This window comes from Microbacterium sp. AK009, assembly GCF_013410955.1.
In the GTDB taxonomy this organism is placed as follows: domain Bacteria; phylum Actinomycetota; class Actinomycetes; order Actinomycetales; family Microbacteriaceae; genus Microbacterium.
Map to the genome: position 1 here is coordinate 325,041 of NZ_JACCCG010000003.1, position 26,502 is coordinate 351,542.

General features: G+C 70.7%; 23 protein-coding genes. 12 read left to right on the top strand and 11 right to left on the bottom strand.

All coding sequences use genetic code 11. From position 1 onward, the window contains the following. The first annotated feature begins 16 nt into the window (after positions 1 to 16). The 4 genes from HDC37_RS08160 to HDC37_RS17525 all read left to right on the top strand — a co-directional run bounded on the left by HDC37_RS08160 (position 17) and on the right by HDC37_RS17525 (position 3,838). The gene (locus HDC37_RS08160; RefSeq protein WP_179559910.1) at positions 17 to 1,114 is read left to right on the top strand and encodes an ABC transporter substrate-binding protein; all 1,098 of its coding nucleotides are present in this window, start codon (positions 17 to 19) and stop codon (positions 1,112 to 1,114) included. A 78-nt stretch (positions 1,115 to 1,192) separates the two neighbouring features. Next, positions 1,193 to 2,023: an ABC transporter ATP-binding protein gene (locus HDC37_RS08165; RefSeq protein WP_179559911.1), complete on the top strand. Its 831-nt coding sequence runs from the start codon at positions 1,193 to 1,195 to the stop codon at positions 2,021 to 2,023. 1 nt (position 2,024) lies between these two features. Beyond that, the gene (locus HDC37_RS08170; RefSeq protein WP_218869492.1) at positions 2,025 to 2,918 is read left to right on the top strand and encodes an ABC transporter permease; all 894 of its coding nucleotides are present in this window, start codon (positions 2,025 to 2,027) and stop codon (positions 2,916 to 2,918) included. Between the two features lie 77 nt (positions 2,919 to 2,995). Next, positions 2,996 to 3,838: an IclR family transcriptional regulator gene (locus tag HDC37_RS17525; protein WP_179559912.1), complete on the top strand. Its 843-nt coding sequence runs from the start codon at positions 2,996 to 2,998 to the stop codon at positions 3,836 to 3,838. Here the strand turns inward: HDC37_RS17525 and HDC37_RS08180 are convergent. The 3 genes from HDC37_RS08180 to HDC37_RS08190 form a co-directional block, all read right to left on the bottom strand. Further along, positions 3,784 to 5,154, bottom strand: coding sequence for an FAD-dependent oxidoreductase (locus HDC37_RS08180; protein ID WP_179559913.1), 1,371 nt, complete (start codon positions 5,152 to 5,154; stop codon positions 3,784 to 3,786). The two genes, HDC37_RS17525 and HDC37_RS08180, sit on opposite strands and share 55 nt — an antisense overlap. Beyond that, the gene (locus HDC37_RS08185) at positions 5,151 to 6,914 is read right to left on the bottom strand and encodes a dihydroxy-acid dehydratase (RefSeq protein WP_179559914.1); all 1,764 of its coding nucleotides are present in this window, start codon (positions 6,912 to 6,914) and stop codon (positions 5,151 to 5,153) included. Before HDC37_RS08185 ends, HDC37_RS08180 begins: the two co-directional genes overlap by 4 nt. Before the next feature lie 166 nt (positions 6,915 to 7,080). Then, entirely contained in the window at positions 7,081 to 8,661 is a 1,581-nt protein-coding gene (locus HDC37_RS08190) for a molybdopterin-dependent oxidoreductase (RefSeq protein WP_308472141.1), read from the bottom strand. A gap of 130 nt (positions 8,662 to 8,791) precedes the next feature. Here HDC37_RS08190 and HDC37_RS08195 point away from each other — a divergent pair, with 130 nt between their 5' ends. Next, on the top strand, positions 8,792 to 9,967 hold the full coding sequence (locus HDC37_RS08195) for an alpha/beta fold hydrolase (protein ID WP_179559916.1): 1,176 nt from the start codon (positions 8,792 to 8,794) through the stop codon (positions 9,965 to 9,967). An 8-nt stretch (positions 9,968 to 9,975) separates the two neighbouring features. Here the strand turns inward: HDC37_RS08195 and HDC37_RS08200 are convergent, their stop codons facing one another. Further along, positions 9,976 to 11,187, bottom strand: coding sequence for a carbamoyl-phosphate synthase large subunit (locus HDC37_RS08200; protein ID WP_179559917.1), 1,212 nt, complete (start codon positions 11,185 to 11,187; stop codon positions 9,976 to 9,978). A gap of 95 nt (positions 11,188 to 11,282) precedes the next feature. Here HDC37_RS08200 and HDC37_RS08205 point away from each other — a divergent pair, with 95 nt between their 5' ends. The 4 genes from HDC37_RS08205 (at position 11,283) to HDC37_RS08220 (ending at position 16,496) form a co-directional block, all read left to right on the top strand. Next, on the top strand, positions 11,283 to 13,070 hold the full coding sequence (locus HDC37_RS08205; RefSeq protein ID WP_257021375.1) for a circularly permuted type 2 ATP-grasp protein: 1,788 nt from the start codon (positions 11,283 to 11,285) through the stop codon (positions 13,068 to 13,070). After that, positions 13,064 to 13,996: an alpha-E domain-containing protein gene (locus tag HDC37_RS08210; RefSeq protein WP_179559918.1), complete on the top strand. Its 933-nt coding sequence runs from the start codon at positions 13,064 to 13,066 to the stop codon at positions 13,994 to 13,996. Before HDC37_RS08205 ends, HDC37_RS08210 begins: the two co-directional genes overlap by 7 nt. Before the next feature lie 55 nt (positions 13,997 to 14,051). Next, a complete protein-coding gene (locus HDC37_RS08215; protein ID WP_179559919.1) occupies positions 14,052 to 14,897 on the top strand; it encodes a transglutaminase family protein in 846 nt (281 codons plus the stop codon). Between the two features lie 117 nt (positions 14,898 to 15,014). After that, on the top strand, positions 15,015 to 16,496 hold the full coding sequence (locus tag HDC37_RS08220) for a radical SAM domain-containing protein (RefSeq protein ID WP_179559920.1): 1,482 nt from the start codon (positions 15,015 to 15,017) through the stop codon (positions 16,494 to 16,496). 124 nt (positions 16,497 to 16,620) lie between these two features. Here the strand turns inward: HDC37_RS08220 and HDC37_RS08225 are convergent, their stop codons facing one another. The 4 genes from HDC37_RS08225 to HDC37_RS08240 are packed head-to-tail and all read right to left on the bottom strand — an operon-like array spanning position 16,621 to position 20,763. Next, positions 16,621 to 17,772, bottom strand: coding sequence for an ABC transporter ATP-binding protein (locus HDC37_RS08225; RefSeq protein WP_179559921.1), 1,152 nt, complete (start codon positions 17,770 to 17,772; stop codon positions 16,621 to 16,623). Then, on the bottom strand, positions 17,769 to 18,653 hold the full coding sequence (locus HDC37_RS08230) for an ABC transporter permease subunit (RefSeq protein ID WP_179559922.1): 885 nt from the start codon (positions 18,651 to 18,653) through the stop codon (positions 17,769 to 17,771). Before HDC37_RS08230 ends, HDC37_RS08225 begins: the two co-directional genes overlap by 4 nt. After that, positions 18,650 to 19,528 carry an ABC transporter permease subunit gene (locus HDC37_RS08235; protein ID WP_308472142.1) on the bottom strand — a complete coding sequence of 293 codons (879 nt, stop codon included), beginning with the start codon at positions 19,526 to 19,528 and terminating at the stop codon, positions 18,650 to 18,652. The genes HDC37_RS08230 and HDC37_RS08235 overlap by 4 nt, the downstream gene beginning before the upstream one ends. Continuing rightward, positions 19,525 to 20,763, bottom strand: a complete 1,239-nt coding sequence (locus HDC37_RS08240) for an ABC transporter substrate-binding protein (RefSeq protein WP_179559923.1) — start codon at positions 20,761 to 20,763, stop codon at positions 19,525 to 19,527. Before HDC37_RS08240 ends, HDC37_RS08235 begins: the two co-directional genes overlap by 4 nt. Before the next feature lie 94 nt (positions 20,764 to 20,857). On the opposite strand from HDC37_RS08240, the gene HDC37_RS08245 reads away from it, so the two are divergent. Both HDC37_RS08245 and HDC37_RS08250 read left to right on the top strand, forming a co-directional pair. Next, positions 20,858 to 21,622, top strand: coding sequence for a TVP38/TMEM64 family protein (locus HDC37_RS08245; RefSeq protein WP_179559924.1), 765 nt, complete (start codon positions 20,858 to 20,860; stop codon positions 21,620 to 21,622). Further along, positions 21,615 to 22,244, top strand: coding sequence for a CDP-alcohol phosphatidyltransferase family protein (locus tag HDC37_RS08250; protein ID WP_179559925.1), 630 nt, complete (start codon positions 21,615 to 21,617; stop codon positions 22,242 to 22,244). Before HDC37_RS08245 ends, HDC37_RS08250 begins: the two co-directional genes overlap by 8 nt. 10 nt (positions 22,245 to 22,254) lie before the next feature. On the opposite strand, the gene HDC37_RS08255 is transcribed toward HDC37_RS08250, so the two are convergent. Then, positions 22,255 to 23,736: an FAD-dependent oxidoreductase gene (locus HDC37_RS08255; RefSeq protein ID WP_179559926.1), complete on the bottom strand. Its 1,482-nt coding sequence runs from the start codon at positions 23,734 to 23,736 to the stop codon at positions 22,255 to 22,257. A gap of 95 nt (positions 23,737 to 23,831) precedes the next feature. On the opposite strand from HDC37_RS08255, the gene HDC37_RS08260 reads away from it, so the two are divergent. Continuing rightward, positions 23,832 to 24,524, top strand: a complete 693-nt coding sequence (locus HDC37_RS08260; RefSeq protein ID WP_179559927.1) for a class I SAM-dependent methyltransferase — start codon at positions 23,832 to 23,834, stop codon at positions 24,522 to 24,524. A 94-nt stretch (positions 24,525 to 24,618) separates the two neighbouring features. Here the strand turns inward: HDC37_RS08260 and HDC37_RS08265 are convergent, their stop codons facing one another. Both HDC37_RS08265 and HDC37_RS08270 read right to left on the bottom strand, forming a co-directional pair. Continuing rightward, a complete protein-coding gene (locus HDC37_RS08265) occupies positions 24,619 to 24,813 on the bottom strand; it encodes a hypothetical protein (protein WP_179559616.1) in 195 nt (64 codons plus the stop codon). Then, positions 24,810 to 26,462 carry an MFS transporter gene (locus tag HDC37_RS08270; protein WP_179559928.1) on the bottom strand — a complete coding sequence of 551 codons (1,653 nt, stop codon included), beginning with the start codon at positions 26,460 to 26,462 and terminating at the stop codon, positions 24,810 to 24,812. Before HDC37_RS08270 ends, HDC37_RS08265 begins: the two co-directional genes overlap by 4 nt. Between the last annotated feature and the right edge of the window lie 40 nt (positions 26,463 to 26,502).

Consider the following 26,502-nt stretch of genomic DNA (forward strand, 5'->3'; position numbering starts at 1 on the left):
GACACAGGAGTCAGAAATGAGCAGAGCAGTGCGTCCCCCGGCCACGTCCCGCAGGCGGATGAACGCCCGCGTCGCCACCGCGCTCCTGGCTGCAGGCGCGCTGGCGCTGACGGCCTGTTCCACGGGAGGAGCCCCCGCGGCATCCGACGGCGACGAGCAGGAGACCGAACTCACGAAGATGCTCGTCGTGACCTTCCTCCCGCTGGAGTCGTTCAGCTTCACGCCGGAGATGTTCGCGTACTCGGGCGGATACTTCGAGAAGCACGGGCTCGACGTCCAGCTGCAGCCGGTGCAGGGCACGGCCGCGGCCATTCAGGCGCTCCTGGGTGGGGCGACCCCGATCACCCGCGCCAGCACGGTGGATGTCTTCCCCGCCATGGAGCAGGGGCAGGAGCTCCGCTCGATCGGGACGATGGCCTACAAGTCGAACCTGCGGGTGGCCTCCACCGTAGACAACTCCATCACCTCCACGTCGGACATGGAGGGTGCCACGATCGGGATGGGCTCGCTCGGCGGGACGAGCGAGAAGATGCTCGATCTGGCGCTCGGCGCGGACGGCGTCCCGCTGGACTCGGTGACCCGGCAGGCCGTGCCGGTGACGGGCGCCACCATGGAGGTGGTCCGCCAGGGGCAGCTCGACGGGTACATCGTGAGCCTGGACACGTCGCTCGCGATCGCGCAGCAGAACGACGATGCGGTCGTCGATCCCGCGGGTCTGACCGACGCTCCCGACATCCAGACCTGGATCACCACCGCCGACAATCTCGAGGATCCCGAACTCGTCGAAGACCTCGAGGCGTTCCTCGCCGCGATCGACGAGGCAGTGCAGGACGTCATCGACGACGCACCCAACGACTTCGAGAACGTGCTGCAGACGCTGCGTGAGAGCGGCGACTGGTCGTTCCCGGCGCTGGAGGACGACCAGGTCGCCGTCGAGGCCCTGAAGATCTACACCACCGAGACGTGGGTCAACGAGGCCGCCGACGTCCGCCTTCTGGAGAACGACATGGAGGCGTGGCAGACCACGTACGACACCTACGTCGATGCCGGACTCCTGCAGGGCGGCAAGGACCCGCAGGAGTGGATCACGAACGACTACGTGCCCGGCGACTGAAACGATGGTGACCCCGCCCGCTTCCCGGGCGGGGTCACCACTCTCCCCCGATCATCACGACGACACAGGAGGCCGACGATGGCCAGCGAGACCGTCGCATCCGTTCTTCCCCCCACCACCGAGGTCGACAGACCCAGGCTCAAGATCCAGGGCATCGGCCGCGACTTCCACACCAAGTCCGGCGTCACGCACGCGGTATCGGGAATCGACCTCGATATCCAGCGGGGCGAATTCGTCGCGCTCATCGGACGTTCCGGTTGCGGCAAGACGACCCTCCTGCGCATGATCGGCGGGCTTCTCGCCCCCAGCGCCGGAACGATCGAGGTCGACGGCAAGCCGCTGTGGAAGGGCAGCCGCGTCGATCCGACGGCGATCACCAAGCTCGGATTCGTCTTCCAGGAGAGCAACCTCTTCCCCTGGTTCTCGGTCCTGGACAACATCGCCCTTCCCCTGAAGCTCCGCGGAGTGGGCAAACGGGAGCGACGTGAACGCGCGCAGGAGCTGGCCGCGCTCGTCGGGCTCGCGGGGTTCGAGAAGTCCTACCCCCGCGAGCTCTCCGGTGGTATGCGTCAACGTGCCGCCATCGCCCGCGCATTGAGCACCCGCCCCGACCTCCTGCTCATGGACGAGCCGTTCGGCGCTCTCGACGCGCTGACCCGGGAGCGGATGAATCTCGAGTTGCAGCGCATCGTGCTGGAGACGAACTCGACGGTGGTCTTCGTCACGCACGACATCCCCGAGGCGGTCTTCCTCGCGGATCGGGTGGTCCACATGACGCCGCGGCCGGGTCGGATCCGTCAGATCCTCCCCGTCGACACGCCCAAGCCCCGCACGATCGATCTGCAGACCACCCCCGAATTCAACGACATCGTCCGCGCGCTGCGCCAGGACCTCGACGAGGAGCACTGAGATGTCCCAGACGACCCGGACACATGAGCCGACCAGCGCCCCCGGCGCCCGCACGACGGTCGATGATGCGCCGACGACGCCCGTCGCGGTGCAGCGCCGGCAGCCGCAGGGACGGATGCTGAAGATCCTGCCGTGGATCGTCACCCCGTCGTTGGTGATCCTGATCATCGTGGCCTGGCAGCTCTACGTCACCCTCGGTGATGTGAACCCGTTCGTCTTCCCCCCACCGGCCGCGGTCGGGCAGGCGTTCGTCGTTCTCGTCACCGATCCCGCGACGTGGGCGGAGCTCGGCATCACCGTGAGCGAGATCCTCATCGGATTCGCCGTGGCGGTCATCCTCGGCGTCATCGTCGGCGTGGTGCTCGGAAAGCTCCCCTGGCTCGAACTGAGCATCCGTCCCCTCATCGTCATCTCGCAGGTCGCACCGAAGGTGGCGTTCATCCCGCTGTTCGTCATCTGGTTCGGGTTCGGGATGACCTCGAAGATCGTGCTCGCTGCGCTTCTGGCCTTCTTCCCCGTCATGCTGAACGTGCTCCTGGGCGTTCGGTCCGTGGAGCAGGGCCAGCGCGAGGTGATGAGCAGCCTGAACGCGTCGCGCGCCCAGACGTTCACCCAGCTCGAGCTGCGGAGCCTCCAGCCCTACCTCTTCGCCGGCATGGAGGTCGGCATCGTGCTGGCCACGACCGGAGCCATCGTGGGCGAGTACCTGGGAGGAAGCGAAGGGCTCGGTGCGATGGTGGTGAGAGCGATGAACTCCCTCGATGCTGCGAGGACGTTCGCCCTCATTCTGCTGCTGGCGCTGATCGGTCTGGTGCTCTATCTCATCGTGAATGAGGCCAAGCGGTTCTTCATCCCGTGGCACGAGTCGGTGTACGGGCTGCGCTCGGAGACGTGAGCCTCGAGCTGCGCGCGCCCCGGTCTTTAGGATGAGAGCGGGGCGCGCGAGCGCGAGACGACGCGGGTGGGAGAACGGTGGCCGAAGAACGATCACGCGACCGTATCCAGAGCATCGAGCGTGCGGTCGCGGTGCTGCGGGCCTTCGGCGGCCATGACGCCGCGCTCAGCGTGAGCGGTGTGGCCGACAGGGTCGGGCTGCCGCGCCCGGTGGTGCGACGCATCCTGCTGACCTTCGAGCACCTCGGTTACGTCCGCGTGCAGAACGGCAGGTGGAGTCTGACCGCGCGCATCCTGGAACTGGGTGCCGGCTACTTCGCGTCATCGTCGCTGCCGGAGATCGCCCACCCCGTCATGAGCGACGTCGTGGCCCGGACGGGTGAGACGTGCAGCCTCGGGGTGCTCGACGGCTACGACGTCATCCACGTCGCGCGTGTGGAAGAGAGGCGTCCGTTGCCGGACGCGGTGCGCATCGGCATGCGGCTGCCAGCCCACGCCACGGCGGTGGGCCGGGTCCTCCTCGCCAGCCTCGATCCGGTGTCGCGGGAGCATTACCTCGACGGTCAGCCCCGCGAGCGCTTCACGCCACGGACGATCGTCGAGGCCGCGCACCTGCGGGCGCACCTCGAAGAGGTACGCCGTCGGGGGTACGATCTGTCGCTCGAGGAACTCCATCCCGGCATGATCGCTGCGGCCGTGCCTGTGGTCGTCGACGACGTCGCGGTGGCGGCGCTCACCGTGTCTTCGACGACGGTGAGGTCGGATGCCGCGACCCTCACCGCGGAGATCGTGCCGGTGCTGCGTGAGGCGGCGGCGCGGATCGCCGCGCGTCACCGCGCCGCGAACCCCCACCTCTTCCGCTCCGGTCAGGCCGGCGTCGGAACCGCCATCGAGGCGGACGGCAGCTCGGTGCCCAGGTAGACACCGGCGGAGACGAGCCGCTGCTGCAGGAGGCCGACGTCGACGCGCGCGACGTCGCTGTCCGAAGCGAGCGCAAGATCGGCGGCCGTGCCGGCTGCCTGCCCCATGACGAAGCACGGACCCGTGACCCGGCCGGAGGATTGGCCACGCTGGGTCATCGATGCGCACCTGCCGGCGACCAGGAGATTCGGCACACCCTGCGGCACCAGCATGCGGTAGGGCAGCTGGTTGAAGCCCCGGCTCGCGCTGTCGGCGAAGCGGAACTCGACGTCGCCCGCGACGTGCGCCTCGACCGGCCACCCGTTCACGCCGATCGTGTCGTCGAAGTCCGCGCAGCCGAGGATGTCCTCCTCCGTAAGGCTGTAGGAGCCGATGATCCGCCTCGTCTCGCGGATGCCGATCTGCGGCGCGATGTCGACCACGTACGACTCTTCGAACCCCGGTGTGCGCTCGCGGATGAAGGCGAACGTGTGCTTCACCTGCTGCCGCCCCTGCAGTTCCCCATGGGTCAGCTGCTTCACGTCGGTGCCGTCGACGGCGCTCCCGTCGTCATTGCTGAGCTGCGTGAGGTTGGAGCGCCACTCGATCGGATGACGCTGCGGCCTCACGATCGGCTTCTTGCGCGGGAACCGGTGCGTTCCCGCCTCCTCGGCCTCTTCCATGATCCGTCGGATCGTCTTCCACGCGGGCCCCGCCGCGACCGGGTCGACGCCGTTGATCCGGAACATCAGCGAGGGGTAGAGCAGATGCTCGGACCGTTCCACGGGAGCGCCGGCCCACACGGCGAGATCGGCATCACCCGATCCGTCGACGAAGATGCGTCCGCGGACCGCCTGGCGGCCGGACTTCGACTCGATGATGACCGCATCGATCCGGTCGCCGTCCATCACCGCCCCCACGGCCGTGGCGTGGAAGAGCAGGTCGACGCCGGAGGCGCCGATCAGCTCGTCGGCGGCGATCTTGTACGCCGAGATGTCGAAGGCCTGCGCCATGATGCGGTTGTCGACGCTCAGGTGAGGAGGGTTGAGCCCGTCGAGCGCTTCGAGGCGATCGAGCAACTCGTCGGTCAGTCCGCGGATCACCCGTACGTCGTCGCCGTACACCCGGGCGTGCAGCCCGCAGAACGTGCTGAGGCCGCCCATCGTCCCCGCGCCGCCGAGGAAGCCGTACCGTTCGATCAGGAGCGTGGACCGCCCTGCGCGTCCGGCCGCGGCTGCGGCGAAAAGACCGGCGGGCCCGCCCCCGACCACCACGACGTCGTACTCGCCGATGACCGGAACATCAGCGGCCGGCACTCGGATGCTGGTGGTGTTCATGCGCTCTCCTCCGTTGTGGGCTCCAGACCGGCGTCGGGCCGGGTCGCGCTGCGGGCGGAATCCCGTCGCGCGCACAGGTCGGCGTTCGGGCGTGCGCAGAGCACCGCGCCGCAGCTGAGCGGCTGCACCAGCTGCTCGTAGTGATCGAGCATTCCGCCGCCCGTGTCGCGATCGAGCGGAGCCCGGTACGGTTCCCTCGCTGCCAGCTCCTCGGCGGGCACGAGGAGGTCGACCCGCCCGTCTGCGAGGTCGATGTCGATGATGTCGTCCTCCTGCACCCGGCCGAGCGGTCCGTCGGCGGCCGCCTCGGGGGAGACCTCTCCGATGGAGATGCCCTGGTTGACGAGGCCGCTGAACTGCCCGTCGGTCACGAGCGCAACGTGCTCGGCCAGGCCGCGGGCGTGGAGGGCGAAGATGAAGGCGGATGTCAGCCCCATTCCGGGCGCGCCGGCGACGCCGATGCCGCGGATGACCGCGACGTCGCCGCGGCGGAGGCGACCGTCGGCGATCGCTGCGATCGCCTCTTCGCGATTGCCGAACACGCGTGCCGGACCTCGGAACCGATGCGGCCCGGGATCGGGCACCGGTCGTTTGGCAACGGCGCCGCCGGGTGCGAGGGTACCCCGCAGGACGGAGATCGCCGGATCCGTGCCGAACGGATCGGCGAGGGACCGGATCACCGTGCCGTCCGCGGCCGGAGCACGGTTCGCGTTCTCGGCGACCGTCGTCCCGGCGACGGTCATCTCGTCGCCCGCCAGAAGCGGAAGCAATTCCCGCAGCACCGTCGCCCCGCCTCCGGCATCTTCGAACTGCTCCACGAGCCACGGGCCGTTCGGTCGCACCGCCGCCAGCAGGGGCGTCTGCCGCCCGAGCGTGCGGAACAGCTCCCACACGTCGACGTCGAGGCCGGATTCGACGGCGATCGCCTGCAGGTGCTTGATGGTGTTCATCGAACCGCCCACGGAGAGCATGGTCCTCACCGCATTCGTGATCGACCCGGCGGTGATGATGTCGCGGGGGCGTACGTCGCGTGCGATCAGGTCGGAGAGCGCGGCTGCGGACGCGCGGACACCCGCCCACATCCGTTCGCTGTTCGCGCGAACGGGCGCGGACCCCGGCATCGCCATGCCGAGCGCCTCGGCGACCATGTGCATCGAGTTCGCCGTCGCCAGACCCGCGCACACCCCCGGTCCGAGGATCGCATCGTCGGCGAGGTCGGCGAGATGGTCGGTCGGCGCGCCGGTGACCGCCGCCTGGGCGGCGAGGAGGAAGACCTCCTCCACATCGGCCTCGCGGCCTTCCGCGAGACCGGAATGCTGATACCCGCAGGGGATGATGACGGTCGGGATGTTCAAGCGGCCCGCCGCCATCAGATGCGCGGGGGTCGTCTTGTCGCACGAGCTCAGACAGATCATCGCGTCGAGCTTCGCGCCCTCGACGGCCGCTTCGATGTCGTCGACGATCAGGTCGCGGCTCGGGAGGATGTAGCGGCCGGCGCGTCCGGCGCTCGTGACGAAGTCCGAGGGGGCGACCGTGCGTATCTCGAACGGAAGAAGTCCGTGGTCGCGCAGTTCGGACTTGAGGACCGGGACGATGTCATCGAGATGCGCGTAACACGCCGCCAGGTCGGACGACGTGTTGACGATCGCCACCTTCGGCTTGGTGAGGTCCGACGCTGCGATGCCGAGCGACCTCCACTGCGCGCGCCGGGCGATCCCGAGCGCAGAAGTGGGCGGCAGGTTGCTTCTCAGCTCGGGCATCGTCGACCTCGTCTCCCTCGGGCGACTCTCGGCCAGACACCGCCCGCCCTGTCAGTGTACGCAATGCGTCTAGAAGACCGCAATGCGTACATTCGGCAGGACGCACCACATCATCGTCACCGGGCGCCACCTGTCGCGACGGGGGACTCGCCCGTCCGCCCGCGGCTCAGAAGACGTCGACGGGGAACTCGTGCCAGCCCGTCGCGCCGTCGGGCACGACACCGGCGACATCGGAGGTCTGCGTCTCGCCGAGAGCGTTGGTGGCGCGGCAGCGCAACACGTGTCGCCCGGTCGTCGCCCGCCACGGCAGGCTCCACTGCACCCACGTGTCATACGAGATGGCCGTGGCGAGGGTCGCCTCTTCCCACGGGCCGTCGTCGACCTGCACCTCCACGCGTGAGACGCCGACGTGCGGCTGCCAGGCGACCCCCGCGATGACGGTGTCGCCCGCGCTCAATCCCTGACCGGGACGCGGCACGTCGATGCGCGACTGGAGCTTGACCGGGCCGCGTTCGGACCATCCGCGGTCGGTCCAGTACGCGGTCGCCCGGTCGAAGCGGGTCACCTCGAGGTCGACGACCCATTTCGTCGCCGAGACGTAGCCGTACAGGCCCGGCACGACCATCCGCACGGGGAACCCGTGTTCCAGGGGCAGGGGCTCGCCGTTCATGCCGACGGCGAGGATGGACCAGCGTTCGGGGTCGGTGAGCGCCTCGAGGGGTGTCGACGCGGTGAAACCGTCGATCGACCGGGACAGCACCATATCGGCGTCCGCCATCGGACGGGCGCGCGCGAGCAGTTCACGGATCGGGTATCCAAGCCACAGCGCGTTGCCGATGAGCGTTCCCCCGACCTCGTTCGACACGCACGACAGCGTGGCGTACCCCTCTTCGAGCGGGAGGGCGACGAGTTCGTCCCAGGTGAGGGTGATCTCGTTCTGCACCATCCCGCGGATGCGCAGCGACCAATCGGCCGGGTCGACCTGCGGCACGACCAGTGCGGTGTCGATCCGGTAGAACGAGTCGTTCGGGGTCACGACGTCGGCCAGTCCCGGGATGTTCAGCTCGGCCCCGCCGGGGACCGGGGGCGCGGCAACAGCCGGGCTCGGCAGGCGCAGCGCCGCGCGGATCGCCGCGACCGCGCGGCTGCTCCCGCTCACGATCGTCGCCCCGAGGACGGCGACGAGCCCGATCGCGGCCGCGCCACCCGTCCAGGCGAGGAATCGCCGACGATCCATCTCCTGCGGGCGGTCGAGGGGAGCATCGGCGGGCGCCGCATCCGTTCGGACGGTGGGCTGCGCGGAGAGCATCCGCATCAGCATCCGCAGGGTGAGGGCCATGGTGGCGCCGGCGATGAGGGAGGGGAGCCACGACAGCGGGCCGGCGTCGGTGCGGGTGAGCGCGACGGCGGCGCCGACGATCCCGAGGGCGACGGCGATCGCCACCCCGACCGGCGGGCGGCGTCGTTCGGCCAGTCCCGCCACGCAGGCCACCGCGAGCAGCACGATGGCGATCCCGGTGAGGAGGGCGACTTTGTCAGCGGTGCCGAACCAGGCGATCGCGGTGTCTTTGGCCCAGGGAGGAGCGGCGTCGATGAGCGCGCCGCCGATGGCGGCGAAGGGGCTGGATGCCGGGGCGATCAGCGCCGCCGAGAGCTCACCGAGGCCGGCGCCCAGAAGCGCCGCGACGGCGCCGCCGGCCGCGGCGAACCATCCGTCCCGGGTCCTCGCGCGGTCGGTCGTCGCCACATTCCCGAGCCTACGGCGCCGCGCACGTGCGGGCTCCGGGTCAGTCATTACCGAAGGCTTACGACCCACAGCCGCCTCTGCGACGATTCCGTCGTTTCGCCGCGGCATCCGGATGCGACAGAGTAGCCGCATGGCGACACGGCGCGCGGAACGCATCCTGACCGTTCGCCGCTCCGACACCGCGGACGCGCCCGCCTTCGACCTGTCGTACGTGCGCTCTGGGCCGCGCGGCGCGACACCGGTGGTCATCCTCCCCGGCGGCCCGGGCCTCGCCTCGGTCCGCCCGTACCGCAGTGTGCGCCGGATCGCGGCGGGCGGCGGCCTGGACGTCATCATGATCGAGCACCGGGGCATCGGCCTCTCCCGCGCCGATCTCGCCGGGGCGCCGCTGCCGCCGTCGGCGATGCGCATCACGTCCGTGCTCGACGACATCGCCGCGGTGCTCGAGCGGGAACGCATCGCACGCGCGGTCGTGGTCGGGTCGTCCTACGGCAGCTACCTGGCATCCGCCTTCGGCGTGCGCCACCCCGACCGTGTCGAGCGGATGCTGCTGGACTCGCCCCTGCAGTCCGCGGCCGACCTCGCGATCGAGCGGGAGCGCGTCCGGCGCGTGTTCTGGGACGCGGGCGACGGGCTCGCCGCGGACGTGCGCGCGCTCGTGGGGCGTGGTGAGGACGAGCGGTCGGTGCTCGACGTGGTCCGAGCGGCGTACGAGCTGGTCGGTCCCGAGCTGGCCGGGGCGCTGGCGCGCCGGCGGGTGCGCCGCGACGCGTCCTTCACCTGGCGAGCACTGTCGACCTACGCCACCCGGGGCGATGACATCGCCCGGATCCCGGGGGTGTACGAATTCGACCTCGCCGGGGTGATCGCCTTCCGCGAGCTCGCGTACGGGGCACCGCTCGACGGTCTGCCGCTGGACCCCGCCGCCACCTACGCGCCGTTGGCGCCACGGTTCCCCGCGTTCGCGGGGGAGCCGTACGACCTCCCCTCGCTCACTCCCGCGTTCGGGTGGCCCCTGGTCGTGATGAGCGGAACGAGAGACCTCCGCACCCCTCCCGCCATCGCCGAGCGGACAACCCGAACAGCACGGGACGCCGTGCTCATCTCGCTCGAGAACGGCCACAGCGCGCTGGACACCCACCCGGTCGCGCTCTTGAACGCCGTCCGTCGCCTCGTGCGGGGCAGGCAGTACCGCCTCCCCGGCGAGGCCGGCCTGCTCGACCGGCTGCCGCGGCGCGGTGCGGGCGCCCGCCTCCCCGACCTGTTCCGCGCGATGTCGCGCGCCGAGGGGCTCCTCGGTCGCTGACCGTCGGGTCAGACCCGTCCGGCGTGCACCGCGTCGAGGGCGGCGGCATCAGCCGAACTCATCCCGTCGATGGGCTCGCCGTTCCACACGATGTCGTCGCCGAGGGCCGCAAGGATGTCTTTGCGGTCACCGTGCTGGATCTTCGCCCCGTGAACGATGGTCGCGGGGCTCCACATCATCGCCAGACTGTCGTGCCAACCGCTTCCGACATCCTTCACGTGAAGCAGATCGTGCAGCGACGTCGGCAGGTGCGAGAGCGGTTCGGCGAAGCAGTCGGCGACCACGGCGAGCGTGATCTCCCGCTCCGCGCCGGGCTCGGCGACCACGGGTTCCTCGACGTCTCCGGTGAGGGCCCGGCCGACGTCGGCGGCATCCAGCAGGATGATGCCGTTGGTGGGTCGGGGGTTGCACTCGATGATGCGCAGTCCGTCGCCGTGGTCGACGAAGTCGAACGACAGTTGACCGGTGAAGCCCGGATCGAGGGAGTCGACGATGCGCTGGGCGTAGCCGAGGGTGTCGGTGCTGTCGACGGCCAGGAAGGCGATCGCCGTGCTGTGCGCCCACTGCTCCGCGGCGACGTATGTCGTGTGGGCGGTCACGCGACCGTCGACGATGATGCTGTACGAGCACACCATCGGTCCATCGACGAAGGGCTGCACGAGCCAGGGCTGCTCGGGGGTGGGGTGGCACTCGTCCACGGGTGTCTTGCCGGCGAGCGGGCCGGTGTTGGTCAAGAGGCCCACGCCGCCACGCGAGAACGCCGCGCGGGCGAAGTACCGGGGGAAGCGGGCGATGGTCTCCACCAGCTCCTCGTCGCTGGTGACCACCACCGTCTCGGGGATCGGCACCCCCGCCTCTTCGGCGAGCCGCTGGAAGCTGGCCTTGTCGTGCAGCCGCGCGAGATCGCCGAACGTCCCCGTGAGCACGCGCACCCCCTCGGGCAGGTCGTTCCGGCGCGCGGCGAGGTAGAAGACCTCCTCGAAGGTCGGGATGACCACGTCGATCTCGTGCGCGGTGACGAAGGCCGACACCTCGGCGATGAAGGCGTCGGTGGCGAACCGCGGCGACGAGGTCACGAGGTGCCCGGCCGCGAAGCGTGAATGGCTCCCCACCGCGCCGCCGTAGGTGTCGCTGGCGTAGACGGTGTGCCCGATGCTCCCGAGCTTGCGGATGAGATCAAGCGCGAAGGTGTTGCGGGAGCTGGTGACGAGGATGCGCATGGCGTCCTTCCGATCGAGGTGCCGCTCAGCCTAGCGAGGTCGGCGTCGGCCGGGTCGAAACACTGCGGCAACACGCCCCCGACTAGGCTCGGGGCATGGGTGACCTGTTCGACGGCTACGGCGCCACGTTGACGCCCCGTCGGTCGCCCGCGGGAATCGCCCCGTTCGACGAGATGTTCGCGGTGTCGCGGAGCGGCTCGGCGGGGGCGGAGTCGCGGGAGGCCTATCGCGAGCTCTATCAGGCCCTGGCGCAGATGACCCAGGAGGAGCTGCGCGGACGCACCGAATCGCTCGCGAGCTCCTACCTCGCGCAGGGCGTCACCTTCGACTTCGCCGGCGAGGAGCGGCCGTTCCCGCTCGACGCCGTGCCGCGCGTCATCACCTTCGACGAGTGGTCGCGCATCGAAGCGGGCGTGAAGCAGCGGGTGCGTGCCCTCGAAGCGTTCCTCGACGACGCGTACGGTCATCAGCACTGCGTGCGCGACGGGGTCCTCCCGGCGCGCCTCATCGCGTCATCCCAGTACTTCTACCGGCAGGCAGCCGGCATCCACAGCGCCAACGGGGTGCGGATCCAGGTCTCGGGGATCGACCTCATCCGCGACGAGAACGGCGAGATGCGCGTACTGGAAGACAACGTGCGTGTGCCCTCGGGCGTCTCGTACGTCATCTCCAACCGCCGCGTGATGGCCCAGACCCTCCCCGAGCTGTTCGTCTCGATGCGGGTGCGGCCGGTCGGCGAGTATCCGAACAAGCTCCTCGCGGCGCTGCGCGCCTCAGCGCCGCCCGGGGTCGAAGAGCCGAACGTCGTGGTGCTGACCCCCGGGGTGTACAACTCGGCGTACTTCGAGCACACCCTTCTCGCGCGCCTCATGGGCGTCGAACTCGTCGAGGGGCGCGACCTGCTCTGCATCGGCGGCAAGGTGTTCATGCGCACGACCCGCGGACCCAAGCGCGTCGACGTCATCTACCGCCGAGTGGACGACGACTTCCTCGACCCGCTGCAGTTCCGCGCGGACTCGATGCTCGGGGCTCCCGGCCTCATGCTCGCCGCACGGCTCGGCAACGTCACGATCGCCAACGCCGTGGGCAACGGAGTCGCCGACGACAAGCTGATCTACACCTACGTGCCCGATCTCATCCGGTACTACCTCGCCGAGGAGCCGATCCTGAAGAACGTCGACACGTGGCGGCTGGAAGACCCGGGCGCCCTCGAAGAGGTGCTCGACCGGCTCGACGAGCTCGTGGTCAAGCCCGTCGACGGGTCGGGCGGAAAAGGCCTGGTCGTGGGGCCTGACGCGTCCCCGGCCGAGCTCGACGCGCTGCGCCATCGCCTCCTCGCCGACCCGCGCGGATGGATCGCGCAGCCGGTGGTCATGCTGTCCACGATCCCGACGCTCGTCGAGGACGGGATGCGCCCGCGCCACGCCGACCTGCGGCCGTTCGCGGTCAACGACGGCGAGGACGTGTGGGTGCTCCCCGGTGGACTCACCCGCGTGGCGCTGCCGGAAGGGCAGCTCGTGGTGAACTCCAGCCAGGGCGGCGGGTCGAAGGACACCTGGATCGTCGGCGGCTCCGCGCCGTCGCACGTCGAGTACGGGCAGGGCGCGGGGCTGGCGGGGCTCGTCGCCGATCAGGCCGCGACGATCACCGCCGCCATCCCGATCATCTACGACGAGCAGGACGAGGTGACCCACTCACCCCAGGACCGCCCGCGCACGCGGACGGAGCAGCAGGAGCAGCAGCAGCAGGCGGGCTCCGACGTTTCGTCCCCCCTTCTTCCGCCGAGAATCCATCTGGGCGCCGAGGATGCGGGTGCGCCCCATGCTCTCGGCGCGCAGATGCACTCTCGCAGGATCGTCGTGGGAGGGGATGACTCGTGCTGAGCCGCATTGCGGAGTCGCTGTTCTGGATCGGGCGGTACATCGAACGGTCCGACGGCACCGCGCGCATCCTCGACGTGCACCTCCAGCTGCTCCTCGAAGACCCGTGGATCGACGAAGACACGGCGTGCCGGTCGCTCCTGAGCGTCATGGGATCCTTCGGGCCCGAGGGCATCGACCGCGTCGGCCGCGACGACGTGCTGCAGCGCCTCGCCGTCGACCGGATGAACCCCGCGAGCATCGCCTACTCGATCTCGGCGGCCCGTGAGAACGCCCGCCGTGCCCGCGAGATCGTCTCCACCGAACTGTGGGAGACCCTCAACACCACCAGCGCCCGGATGCCGCGGCGCCTCCAGCGCGACAAGGTGCACGAGTTCTTCCAGTGGGTGCGCGAGCGCGCCGCGCTCGCGGTGGGCGTCGTGGACTCCTCGACCAGCCGCGACGAGGCCTGGCAGTTCTTCACGCTCGGCCGCAGCATCGAGCGCACCGATATGACCGCGCGCCTTCTCGCGACGAGGTCGCTGACCGAAGCATCCGGACCGTCCTGGACGACCATCCTGCGCTCGTGCGGTGCCTATGAGGCGTACCTGCGCACCTATCGCGGCATGCCTAGCGCGCGCAACGCCGCCGAGTTCCTGCTGCTGGACCGGCTCTTCCCGCGCTCGATCATCTACTCCATCCAGCTCGCAGAGGAATGCATGAGCGCCATCGACCCCCGTGCCGACCGCGTGGGGCACTCCAACACGGTGCTCCGTGCGCTCGGGCGCATCCGCAACGACCTCGAGTACCGGCCGGTCAGCGAGATCCTGAACGAGCTCCCGCATCACATGCAGCGGGTGCAGAAGGTGACGCGCGAGGCGTCGGAGGCGATCAAGTCGCGGTTCTTCCCCACCCAGGCCGAGCCCAGCTGGATCGGGGAGATCTCGTGACCCTTCGACAGGCTCAGGGACCGGTGCGGCGCTCCCGCGGACGGGAGCGCGTCTCATGAAAAGGCTCCGCATCGAGCACTCGACCGGTTTCTCCTACCAGGGCAACGTCTCCGCGTCGTACAACGAGGCGCGGATGCTGCCGGGATCGACCGACAGCCAGTTCGTCCTCAACTCCTCGCTGGAGATCGAGCCGTCGACATCCGTCAATCACTACGTCGACTACTTCGGCACGCGCGTGGCATCGTTCGATGTGCTCTCGCCCCACGCGGCACTGCAGATCACCGCTCGCTCGCTGGTGGAGGTGCGGTCGCGTCCGATCGCCCACACGCCCCTCACGTGGCATGGACTCGGCGATGAGGCGGCGGCCTCGGTGGCGACCATCGAGCAGCTCGGCCAGACCGCACGCACCCGTCCGCACCCCGAGGTGGCCGAGCTCGCCCGATCGATCGCGGCCGAGCACACCCACCCCGGTGAGGCGGCGCACGCGATCTCGATCGCCGTCGGCGACGCGGTGGAGTACATGCACGGGGTCACCGGGGTGCACTCCACGGCCAGCGATGCCTGGACGGCGCGCAAGGGCGTCTGCCAGGACATCACCCACATCACCCTCGGCGCCCTTCGCGAGGTGGGGATCCCGGCCCGTTACGTCTCGGGCTACCTGCACCCCCGGCCCGACGCAGAGGTCGGCGTCGCCGTCACGGGCGAGTCGCACGCCTGGGTGGAGTGGTTCGCCGGCGACTGGCACGGCTTCGACCCGACGAACAACATCGAGATCGGCGACCGCCACGTGCTCGTCGGACGTGGCCGTGACTACAACGACGTGCCGCCGCTGCGCGGCGTGTATGCGGGACCGTTCAAGAGCCAGCTCAACGTGAAGGTCACCATCACTCGAGAGATGTGAGGGCGCGTCGCGATCCGATCCGCGGCTCGTGCCGAAAAACCACCGAGGCGGGTTCTGCCTCCTCGTCCACGCGCCGCGGCGCGGGGCGTGACGACGACGACACGGCAGGGTGAACAGATGAGTTTCCGGCGGAGTCTGCGCGAGTTCGAGCTGGCCACGCGGCCGATCCACCCCGAGTCGAAGGCGGCGCTGGAGAAGCGGTGGCGCGAGCTCCCCCCGCATGCCCAGACCGACAACCAGCTGCTCGGACGGTGCGCGGTCGGATGCGAGGGGACCCACGGCGTCTTCCCGAAGTGCAACCTCACGTGCTCGCCGTGCTACCACTCGGCCGACGCGAACAAGGTGCGCATCGACGGCGCGCACACCGTCGACAACGTCGATGAGCAGATGCGGTACCTGCGCCGGATCCGGGGCCCGCGCGCCCACGCCCAGCTGATCGGGGGCGAAGTCAGCCTGCTGCCGGCCGCCGACCACGCTGCGGCCCTGCTGGCGATGCGCGCCCAGGGACGCGAGCCCATGTCGATGACCCACGGCGACTTCGATTACGACTACCTTCTCGACGTGGTGCTCGATGCCGAGGGTCGACCCAGGTTCGACAAGGTGTCGTTCGCGGCGCACTTCGACTCGCTGATGCGCGGCCGCCGCGGCGCGGTGCGGCCGCGCAGCGAGGTCGAGCTCCATCCGTTCCGCGAGGAATTCGCGCGGATGTTCGTCGACCTGAAACGCGATCACGGAGTGAATCGCTACCTCGCGCACAACATGACCGTCACCCCGTCGAACGTCGACGAGGTCGAGGAGGTCACGCGGGCGGTGCTGGAGATGCCGTACGACATGATGTCCTTCCAGCCCGCCGCCTTCATCGGCGACGACCGGCGCTGGCGCGAGGACTTCGGCGAGGTCACCATCGACAAGGTCTGGGAGCGCATCGAGAAGGGCGCGGGTCAGAAGCTGCCCTGGCAGGCCACGCAGTTCGGCGACCCCCGCTGCAATCGGTCCACGGTGGGGGTGCGCGTGGACGGCGTGTTCGCGGCGCTGCTCGACCCCGAAGACCCCAAGGACATCGCCGCCCGCGACAGGTTCCTCGCCCACCACGGCGGGATGGTTTTCGGCGACGTGCCGAGGCTTGTGCTCGCCTTCAAGGTCGCCCGCGCCGCGCTTACGCACCCCGGCGACATCCCGCCCCTCATCGGGCTGGCGCGCCGGGTCGTCCGCCGTGCGGGCGGTCTTCGCCGGATGCTTCGTGCCGCTCGTCGCGGCAAGCTGTCGTTCAAGACGTTCGTCGTGCACAACTTCATGGACGCTGAGCAAGTGGCGCCGGCGTGGGAGCTCATGGAGAAGGGCGTCGTCGCCGATGACCCGGTGCTGAAGGAGACGCAGGAGCGACTCGGATCGTGCATGTACGCCATGGCGCACCCCGAAGACGGCCGACTGGTGCCCGCGTGCGTCCAGCACAGCGTGCTCGACCCGCTCGAGAACATCGAGCTGCGCCGTGTGCTGCCGCTCGTCGGCGCGGGCGCCGCAGGTGCGGTCACACCCGCGGTCGTCTCGCGCCCCTCGGGTCTGACGGCGGTGCGCAGCACCGGTCGCGCGAGCGCCTGACCCACGCCGGCGTGCCGCCAACCGCTCGTCCCCCGTCACGTTCCGCCCCGCGGGGGAGGAACGAGGGGCGGATGTTGACGGGGGAGCGTGTCGGCGGGAGACCGCACCGGACGCGCCGCGAAGGTCAGGCGGTGACGACGTGCGCGGCGCCGGCGGGGATCGCGAGAGCGACGCGTTCACCGAGCCGGGGCGCCTGCGCCGAGGTGACCTCGGCGTGCAGCAGCACCGACGGGGTCACGCGTACGGTGAGATCCGTGCGGGCGCCGGAGGCGCGGGCCGATTCCACTGTTCCCGCCCACCATCCCGCAGCCACGTGCGCAGGCGTGGCGGTCTCCACCGCGAGCGGCGCCCGCCCGGCGGCATCCACGCTCCGGTCCCCATCGGACGGGGTGCCGAGTGGATGCTGCGACGGCGGCGTCTCCTCGGAACGCCACAGCTGCACGTCCTCCTGCCGGACGATGAGCACGGCAGGCCCGTGAGCCGTGGCATCCGGAATCGGAATCTCCCCCAGCTCGCTGCGGTGGATCCCGTCGGTCATGACGCCGGGAATGAGGTTCCGCGCTCCCATGAGCTCGGCCACTCGCACCGACGAGGGTGCGCGATAGGCGCCGGCGACATCGCTCTCGTGCTGCAGCTCGCCACCGTCGAGAACCGCGATGCGGTCGGCGACCCGCGACGCCTCGTCGCGGTCGTGGGTGACGAGGAGGATCGTGGGGCCTACGGTCAGGCGCAGTTCGTCCAGGAGTGCATGCATGTCGGCGCGGAGCGCGGGGTCCAGAGCGCTGAAGGGCTCATCCAGCAGCAGCACCGCCGGATCCGCGGCGAGCGCCCGCGCGATCGCTACGCGCTGCTCCTGCCCGCCCGAGAGCTCGTCCACCCGTCGCGCTCCGAAGCCGCGCAGCTGCACCATCTCGAGGAACTCCGCCGCCTGTGCGCGAGCTCGGCGGCGCGACTCACCGCGCACCCTGGCCGAGAAGGCGACGTTGTCGAGCACCGACAGGTGCGGGAAGAGCAGGGACCTCTGGAAGACCATCCCCACGCCGCGGCGCTCGGCGGCCACACCCGCCACGTCGTGGCCGCCGATGAGGACGCGTCCGCTGTCGGGGGCTTCGAGCCCGGCCACGAGCCGCAGAAGGGTACTCTTGCCCGACCCGCTCGGGCCGAGGACGGCGGTGCACGACCCGGCCGCGACGTGGAGCGTGACGTTCGAGACCGCTGTCGCCCGTGCGCCGCGAAAGCGCTTGGAGACGGCGTCGAGGGTGAGTGAGGCGGTCATGCCGGGATCCTCTCCGGGGTGGGCGGGACGACGGTCGCGGCAGGCGCGTATGCGGACCGCGTCGGCCGGCGGCGCCCCAGCGACACCGTCGCGAGCAGCAGGACGATGGGAGGGATGATCGCCGCGAGCGACATCACAGCCACGGCGGCGTCGTTGCCGACGGCGGCAGCGGCGCCCGCGACGACGAGGGGGAGCGTCACCAACTCACCGGCGCCGACGATGACGGTGACGAGGTAGTCGCTCCAGGCCACGAGGAAAGCCAGGAACGCCGCGCGCGCGAGCGCGGGGGCCAGGAGCGGCACCTGCACGCGCAGCAGCACGTCGCGGCGCGACGCCCCGAGCAGCCGTGCGTTCTCCTCGTACGACATGTCGTAGGCGCCGTAGGCGGTCCGCATCACGAACGCCGTGTAGGGGAGGGCGAGGACCACCAGCACCAGCACCGTCCCGGCGACCGGGGGCACGTAGGTGCGCAGCAGAACCACATTGACGCCGAGCACCGCCGCGAACGGCGGAAGCGCGATCGGCGACAGAAGCAGGGCGGCAACGGCGCGCGGCCACGGCACGCTGCCGAAGGTGAGCGCCCGGGCGGCCAGCGCCCCGAGCGGGGTCGCGACCGCCGCGACCGTCACCGCGAGCGCGGTGGAGGTGAGGAAGGCAGGCACGGCGCCGAACCCCTCCGCTGCGACGAGACCGCGCGTACCCCACGCGGTCGGGAGAGGCGAGGGGAACGACCAGCGGTCGGCTCCGGCCCAGAGCACCAGCGGCACGAACGGCAGGGCGAACCACGCGATGAGCAGGATGCCCGTGACAAGACGCACCGCACGGCCGGCGCCGTGCGAGGCGACCAGGGTCGATCCGGGTGATACCGGCCCCGGCCTCATCGCCACACCGCCGTTCGCCGCAGGATCGCGAACGTGCCGGCCACGACCGCCAGCGCGATCGCCGAGGTGGCGACGGCGACGGCGGCCGCATCGGGCCGCGAGTCGAGCGAGACGCCCTGGAACAGGCGGACCGCAAGGACCGGAAGCGGCTCGGGGTAGGTGCGGCCCAGGAGCCACGAGACCTCGTACGAGGCGAGGGCGTAGACGAAGCTGATGGCTGAGCAGATGAGCAGCGTCGGCGCGGTGAGCGGGAGGAAGACGCGGCGGAAACGCTGCCACCGCCCCGCACCGAGGAGGGCCGCGCTCTCGTCGAACCGGGCGATGCGCGTGGCGAGCGTGCCCGTCACCACAAGCGCGATGAACGCGGACTCCTTCCACGCGAACTCGAAGATGGCGGCGGCCCACAAGGGTCCGCCCACGAACGCCGGCCAAGCTTCGGGCGGTACCCCCAGCATCCGCGAGAGCATCCCCCCGTCGGCCAGCAGCAGTCCGATCGCGGCGGCCCCGATGAGGTGGGGGACGGTGACCGTCACCGCTCCGAGGGCAGCCACGACACGTCCGCCCCAGCGACCCGAGACCATCACGACCGCGGCGGTCATGCCGACGACGGCGGCGATGAGCGTCGAGGCTCCGGCTACCCAGAGCGAGACACCGACCGCCGCCCAGAGCGCCTCGGGGTCGCGGCTGTAAGCCGCGAACGACAGCTCGGCGTCGCCGACGACGGGCAGGAGCCCGAGGCTCTGCAGCACGGTTGCTCCGAGACCGCCGCCGACGACGATCACGGTCGCCGCCACCGCCGGCAGCACCATCAGCGTGCTCGCCCGGCGGTGCCGGGCGGACGGCGCGGGATGGGCGACCAGCGGAGTCAGGGTCACCGGCCGAGAACCTCCGTGCGCCACCCTTCGTCGATGGCGGGCACCCACTCGGCCGCGAGCTCGGCGTGGGCGTTCTGCGACAGCACCTCGTAGGGCGGCACCACCGGCGAGGCCGGCAGCGTGTCGAACAGCGCCCGGTCTCCCGGTTCCAGACCCTGGATGTCGAGGACGGTGAACTGTCCCCAGACCTCCGGCTCGGCCTTGGCGACCTGCTGCTGGACCGACAGGGACTCGTTCGCGACGACCATGGCGCCGGCGATGGCGTCGGAATTGGCGGGGAGGCCGAGGAAGCTGGCATTGCCGACCGTGCCGTCGGCGAGCTCCAGCACCTTCGTCCCCGCGGGGTAGGTGCCATCGGCGACGAGGCCGGTGAGGGTGGCGGGGCCGTAGGTCATCATCATGTCGATCTGACCGTCGGCGAAGAGCTGGCCGAGCTCGGCCTCGTTCGCGGGATACGTGTCGCCGCCGCGCCAGAGGCTCGGCGCCAGTCCGGCGAGTCGGTCGTACAGCGCCGGTGTGAGCTCGTCGAATGCCTCCTGCGAGAAAGCGGTGGGCACCTCATCGGCGCCGCCCGACACACTCGCGAGCACTTCGCGGACGAACACCGAGCCGGTGAAGTCCGGCGGCGCGGGGTAGGTGAAGCGACCGGGGTTGGCTTCGGCCCATTCGAGCACCTCCTCCATCGAGGTCGGGACGTCGGTGACGGTGTCGGCGTTGTAGACGAGGGTGAACTGCGCCTTGTGCCAGGGGGCCTCGCACCCGTCGACCTCGGTGCCGAAGTCCGACAGCAGCAGCGGGTCGTCGGGATCGGTGTTCGCCATGTTCGGCAGCAGATCGGTCCACCCGCAGAGCCAGGCGTCCGCCTCCTTGCCGGTGCGGAAGTTGTCGCCGTTGACCCAGATGAGGTCGACGGTGCCGTCGTCGCGTCCGGCCTGTATCTCGGTGAAGACCCGGTTCAGGGCGTCGCGCGTGTCGGTGACGGGCACCCGCTCCAGGGTGACGCCGTACTCGGCGACAGCCGGAGCGAGGATGTCGTCGACGTAGGCGTTGCCCTGGTCGTCACCGCCGTACATCCACAGCTGCACGGTCTGCCCCTCGGCATCGGCGAGCACCTGATCCCAGCTGCCGGGAACCTCGCTTCCGGGCGCCGGTGGGGCGGAGCAGGCGGCGAGGGCGAGCGCCGGAACGGCGAGGGCGGCGAGGGCCAGGCCTCGGCGGCGAGATACGAGGTTCATTGCATCGATCCTTCCAGGTGCGGGGAGCTCGGATATCGTGAGCGGGTCCACACCGACCGAGACCCGTGACGCGAGCACAGACGACGAGAGGCGCATGATCACGCGAAGCCGCCGCAGCGTTTCCCGGGGTGCGATCATCCGGCTGATCTCTCTCGGTGTCTTCGTCGCCGCGGCGGTTTCGGTTGGGCTGCTCCTGCCTCCACTCGACGTCGACGGCCTGCGTGATCGCTTCGGTGACCTCGGGTGGATCGGCCTCGCGACATTTGCGGCGATCTACGGGCTGCTCACCCTCTCCCCTGTGCCGAAGGGGGTGCTGAGCATCGGGGCAGGCGTGGTGTGGGGCTTCGGGGTCGGAGTGGTGGCAGTGTACGCCGGGGCGCTCCTGGGGGCGACGCTGGCGTTCTGGGCGTCTCGACTGCTCGGACGCGACGCGGTCGCACGGCTGATGGGGCGCCGGGTCGCCGCGATCGACGACCTGTTCGAGCGTCGCGGGTTCCTCTCGATCTTGGGCTTGCGCCTCGTGCCGGTGGTGCCGTTCACCGCCCTGAACTACGCGTCGGGCCTGACCGGTGTGACCTATCCCGCCTACGTTGCGGCGACAGCGGTGGGGATCATTCCCGGCACCGCTGCCTACGTCGCACTCGGCGCGTTCGGCATCGAGGCAGGACCGCTCTTCTGGGTCGCCCTGGGGGCGCTCGGGGCGCTCTCCCTCCTCGGGGCTGCCACAGGGGTGGTCGTGCAGCGCCGCCGCGTGCGCGCAGGCGCCGCGGGCGTGGCATCCGATGCTCCTTCCGGCTCCGAACAAGAAGCACCGACCGGCTTCGGAGACCGGAGCGGAAAGGGGTCCGAGCATGCTTGACGCGGCGCTGCGCCCCCGTCTCGCCCGCCCGCTCGAGGCCCTCACGGCACTGCTCGACCGGCCGGGGATCACGCCCGATCGGCTCACCGTGGCCGGACTCGCGCTGGGCCTGGGCTCCGCCGCGGCCGCGTCATTTCAGCTGTGGGCCGCGGCGCTGGTGCTCTGGCTCGTCTCGCGGGTCGTCGATGGCCTCGATGGCACGCTCGCACGCCGCCGAGCGGTGGCCAGGGGTGACGCGGAAAGCGGTACGCACGCGGGCGGGTTCCTCGACATCGCCGCCGACTTCGTCGTCTACGGCGCGACCGTCGTGGGAGTGGCGATCGGGGCCACCGCCGGCGGGGCGCCGTGGTGGCCGTTCCTCCTCGTTCTCCTGACCTACTACATCAACGGCACGGCCTTCCTGGCCTTCTCGTCGATCGCCGAGCGTGCCGGGCGCCGCATCGACGACGGGCGGTCGCTGTCGTTCCTCGGCGGGCTCGCCGAGGCGACCGAGACCATCGCGGTGCATGCGCTGTGGCTCATCCTGCCGTTCTGGGCGGCCGAGATCGCCGTGGTGTGGGCGGTGATCGTCGGGGTGAGCGCGACGCAGCGGATCGTCGTCGGCTACCGGACGTTGCGCTGACCCCGTCGAGTCACAGTGCGGTCCGGCGAGCGTGCCGCCGCCGCAGGAATCGGATCCCGCGGCCCACGATTCCGCGATCGAGGCCCTCTTGGGCGGCGCCGATCGCGGCGTTCCAGGCGGCGTCGGCGTAGGTGGGGTAGGCGTGGATCGTGCTCGCCAGCGCTCGGACGTTCAGCCCGGCGGCGACCGCGGTGGTCAGCTCTCCGAGGACTTCTCCCGCTCGCGGACCGACGACCGAGGCGCCCTGCAGTCGTCCGCGGCGGTCGATGACGAGCGTGGTGTGCCCGGCGGTGTCGTGGTCCGCCACGGCGCGGTCGACGTCGTCGTGCTCCTTGGTCACGACACGCAGGCCCTTCGCCTGGGCGTCGACCGGTGCCACGCCGATCGCGCCGACTTCGGGGGCGGTGAAAGTGACCCGGGGCACGGCCGCGACATCCACCGTGCGTGAGAGACCCAGTACGGCGTTCGTCGCCGCCGTGCTGGCGAAGAAGCCCGCGGTGTGGGTGAAGCGCGGGAGCGCGGTCACGTCCCCGGCCGCGCGGATTCGAGGGTTGGAGGTGCGAAGCGTGCGGTCGACCTCGACGTCGCCGTCAGGAGTGAGCCGCACGCCGGCCGCGTCGAGACCCAGGCCGGCGGTGGCGGCGCGGCGGCCGATCGCCGCCAGCATCCGGTCGAAGGCGACGTCCTTCCCGTCGGAAAGGCGAGCGGTGCCGGCACCGGAGGATCCGGCGGGTGTCAGGGCCGTCACGGTCGTCTTCACTCGGACGTCGACGCCGTCGCGGACGAGCGCGTCGTGGACGAGTCGGCTCGCCGCGGCATCCTCCCGGGGGAGGATCCGCTCGCCCCGGTGCACCAGCGTGACGCGGGTGCCCAGGCGCGCCATGGCCTGAGCGAGCTCGCACCCGATGGGCCCGCCGCCCTGCACGAGAAGCGACTCCGGCTGCTCGTCGAGATCCCAGAAGGTCTCGTTGGTGAGGATCGGCAGATCGGCGGCTCCGGGCACGTCCGGAGTCACGGGGTGGCTGCCGGCCGCGATGACCGCATCGCGGAACCGGAGGCGGTGTCCGTCGACCACGAGTTCGGTCGAGCCGGTGAGTCGCGCGTGCCCGGTGAGCACGAAGACGCCCTTGGCCACCAGGGCCTCGGGTGCATCGACCGGCTCGATATGCGCGATCGACGCGCGGACGTGGGCCATGACCCGCGCGAAGTCGACGGTGACTCCTTCGACGTCGACGCCGAGGCGCGAGGCGGTGCGCGCGGTGTGCGCGGTGTGTGCCGCCGCGATGAGAGCCTTCGAGGGCACGCAGCCGGTGTAGAGGCACTCTCCGCCGAACCGCGCGGCTTCGATCAGGAGCGTGCGTGCGCCCAGCGATGCCGCGGTCCGGCTGGCAACGAGGCCCGCGCTTCCTGCGCCGATGACGATGAGATCCCAGTCGCCGGCGGCCTCGGCGGCGGAGAGGATGCGGGGGCGGCGGGACGAGGGGGCAGTCACGGGCGTCAGCCTACGCGGCGGCCCGAGGGGTGGGTCGCGGGTGGCATCATCGAGGACACCGGCTCGTCGCGCGCCGCCTGATCCGAGGAGACCCGATGGCCAGGCCCTTCCGCCGCTACAGCGCGGGAGCTCGGTGGTACGACCTGCTCTCGGGGGAGCGGTGGGTCTACCGGGCGGGTCGTGTCGCCGGCATCGGGCTCATGGATCTGCAAGCCGGCGACGTCGTGCTCGACCTCGGCTGCGGCACAGGGCTGAACTTCCCGCTGGTGCGCGCCGCTGTCGGAGAGACCGGCCACATCGTCGGCGTCGACCGGAGCGCGGAGATGCTCGCCGTCGCGCAGGGCCGGGTGCGCCGCGCGGGCTGGCCGAACGTCACCCTCATCGAGGCGGACGCGGCCGAGCTCGACGTCGAGGAGGTGCGCGCACGGGTCGCAGGGGTCACCGGGCGCACGGACGGTGTCGATGCGGTGCTGTCGACGTACGCGCTGAGCGTCATGCGCGGCAGCGCGCGGGAGGCGTGGGTGCGAGCGGTGGAGGTCGTGCGTCCTGAGGGTGCACTCGCCGTCGTCGACATGCAGCCGCCCACCGGACGCTGGCGGATCTTCTCGCCGCTCGCGCGCCTCGCGTGCGCTTTCGGTGGCGCAGACATCCAGGCCCGGCCCTGGCATCTCGTCGCGCGCGACGCCGCGACCGGGTCGGTGCGGGAGGCCGTGGTGCGCGGCGGCCATATCGTCGCGGCCGTTGGCCGGTTGCCCGGTGAGGACGACGCCCCCGCCGCCTGCTCGTGATGACGGATGCAAGACCCGTGGTGCGGATGGCGCGTGGTGGGGCGGGTGAGGCGTGCCGGAGCGGGTCGACCCGGCAGGCGTCACCCCATCAGCGTCAACCCGTCGGTGCGTCGGGGTCGAGGGCGCGGATCTGATCCTCCTCGACGGCGTTGTCGGCCTCGAGGCGGTCCTCGGTCTTCTCGTCGCCGCCGGCCGGCCCGTCGCCGGGGGTCTCGTCGTCAATGGACTCGTCGACAGGGGCCTCGCCGGATCCGCGGTGGTCGTCCGGACGGTCGTGGTGCTCGCTCATGTCTCCACGGTAGGCCCGGGCACCCGATCGCTCGGAGGGCTTGCGCCAGCCCCCTCGTCGGTGCGCGACCGCGAGCCCGCACTGCCCGCGCCGCTCCCCAGTGACGCGGTGGCGGCCAGGCCGACGACGAGGAAGGCGGCGGCAGCCCACGTGGCGTAGCGGGTGCCGTCCGAGAACGCCTGCGCCGCGGCATCCGCGATCTCTGCCGTCTCGGGGTTCTGACGCAGGCCCGCGATCGCCCCACCCGCACTGTCGACCACCGACGAAACGACCTGGTCACGCTGCGCGGCAGGAACCCCCTGGTCATCGAGCGAGGCGGTGAGGGCGGCCGACGTGCTGGTGAAGAGGATGGTGCCGAGCACCGCGATGCCGAGCGCCGCGCCGACCTGGCGCGCCGTGGACTGCGTGCCCGATGCCTGGCCGCCCTCGGCGACCGGCACGTCGGCGAGCACCACACCGGTCAGCTGTGCGGTGGCGAGGCCCACGCCCAGGCCGTAGACGAAGAGGAAGGGCAGCAGCAGCACCCAGTTCGCGTCGGGCGTGATGACGAATCCGAGGCCGGCGATGCCGATGATCTCGGCGATGAGGCCCGCGCGCACGACCCACACCGGCGCGACCCTTCCGCTCGCAGCCCCCGCGACCCCACTCGCCACGAAGGAGCCGATCGCGAGCGCGAGGAGGATGAAGCCCGTCTGCAAGGCGTCGAAGCCCAGCACGAACTGCAGCCAGAGCGGCAGGGCGAGGATCACGCCGAACTCGCCGAGCGAGACGATCATCGCGGCGATGTTGCCGTTGCGGAACGAAGGGATGCGGAAGAGGTCGAAGCTCAGGAACGTCGAGCGCCCGAGCCTGCGGCGGCGCAGTCCCCACGCGATGAAGCCGACGAGGCCCAGCACGGCGACCGCGAGAGCGATCGGAACGGGGGAGAGCTCCCACGGCCAGGTGACCCCGGCCAGCTCGATGGGCCGGTCCGTCGTCCACCAGCCGTAGTTGCGTCCCTCGATGAGACCGAACACCAGGGCGGCCATCGTGATCACCGACAGGACGGCGCCGACGGCGTCGGTGCGGCGGGTGTCGGTGCCGCGCGACTCGGCGACGGTCATCATCACGCCGACGAAGATGAGGATGCCGAGGGGGATGTTGATCCCGAACGCCCAGTGCCACGAGAACGCGGTGGTCAGCCAGCCGCCGAGGAGCGGGCCGATGGCGGCCATGCCGCCGATCGTCGAGCCCCACACCGCGAAGGCGATGCCACGCTCGCGCCCCCGGAAGGTGGCGTTGATGAGCGACAGGGTCGTCGGCAGGATCATCGCACCGCCCACACCCTGGACGAAACGGGCGGCGATGAGCATGCCGCCCGAGGTCGACAGGGCGGCGAGGATCGAGGATGCCGCGAAGATGACCACGCCGATCAGCAGCATCCGCTTCCGGCCGATGCGGTCGGCGACGCTGCCGAAGACGAGGAGGAGGGCGGCGAAGACGAGGGTGTAGGCCTCCTGGACCCACTGCACCTCGGTCGAGGAGATGCCGAGGTCGTCGACGATCGCGGGGATCGCGACGTTGACGATGGTGGAGTCGACGATGATGAGCGACACCGCGATGCTGATGAACACCAGGCCCGCCCACCGGCGGCGCGACAGATCTGCCATATCGCTAGATTATCTAGTTATTGCGATGCGTCAAGCTTCT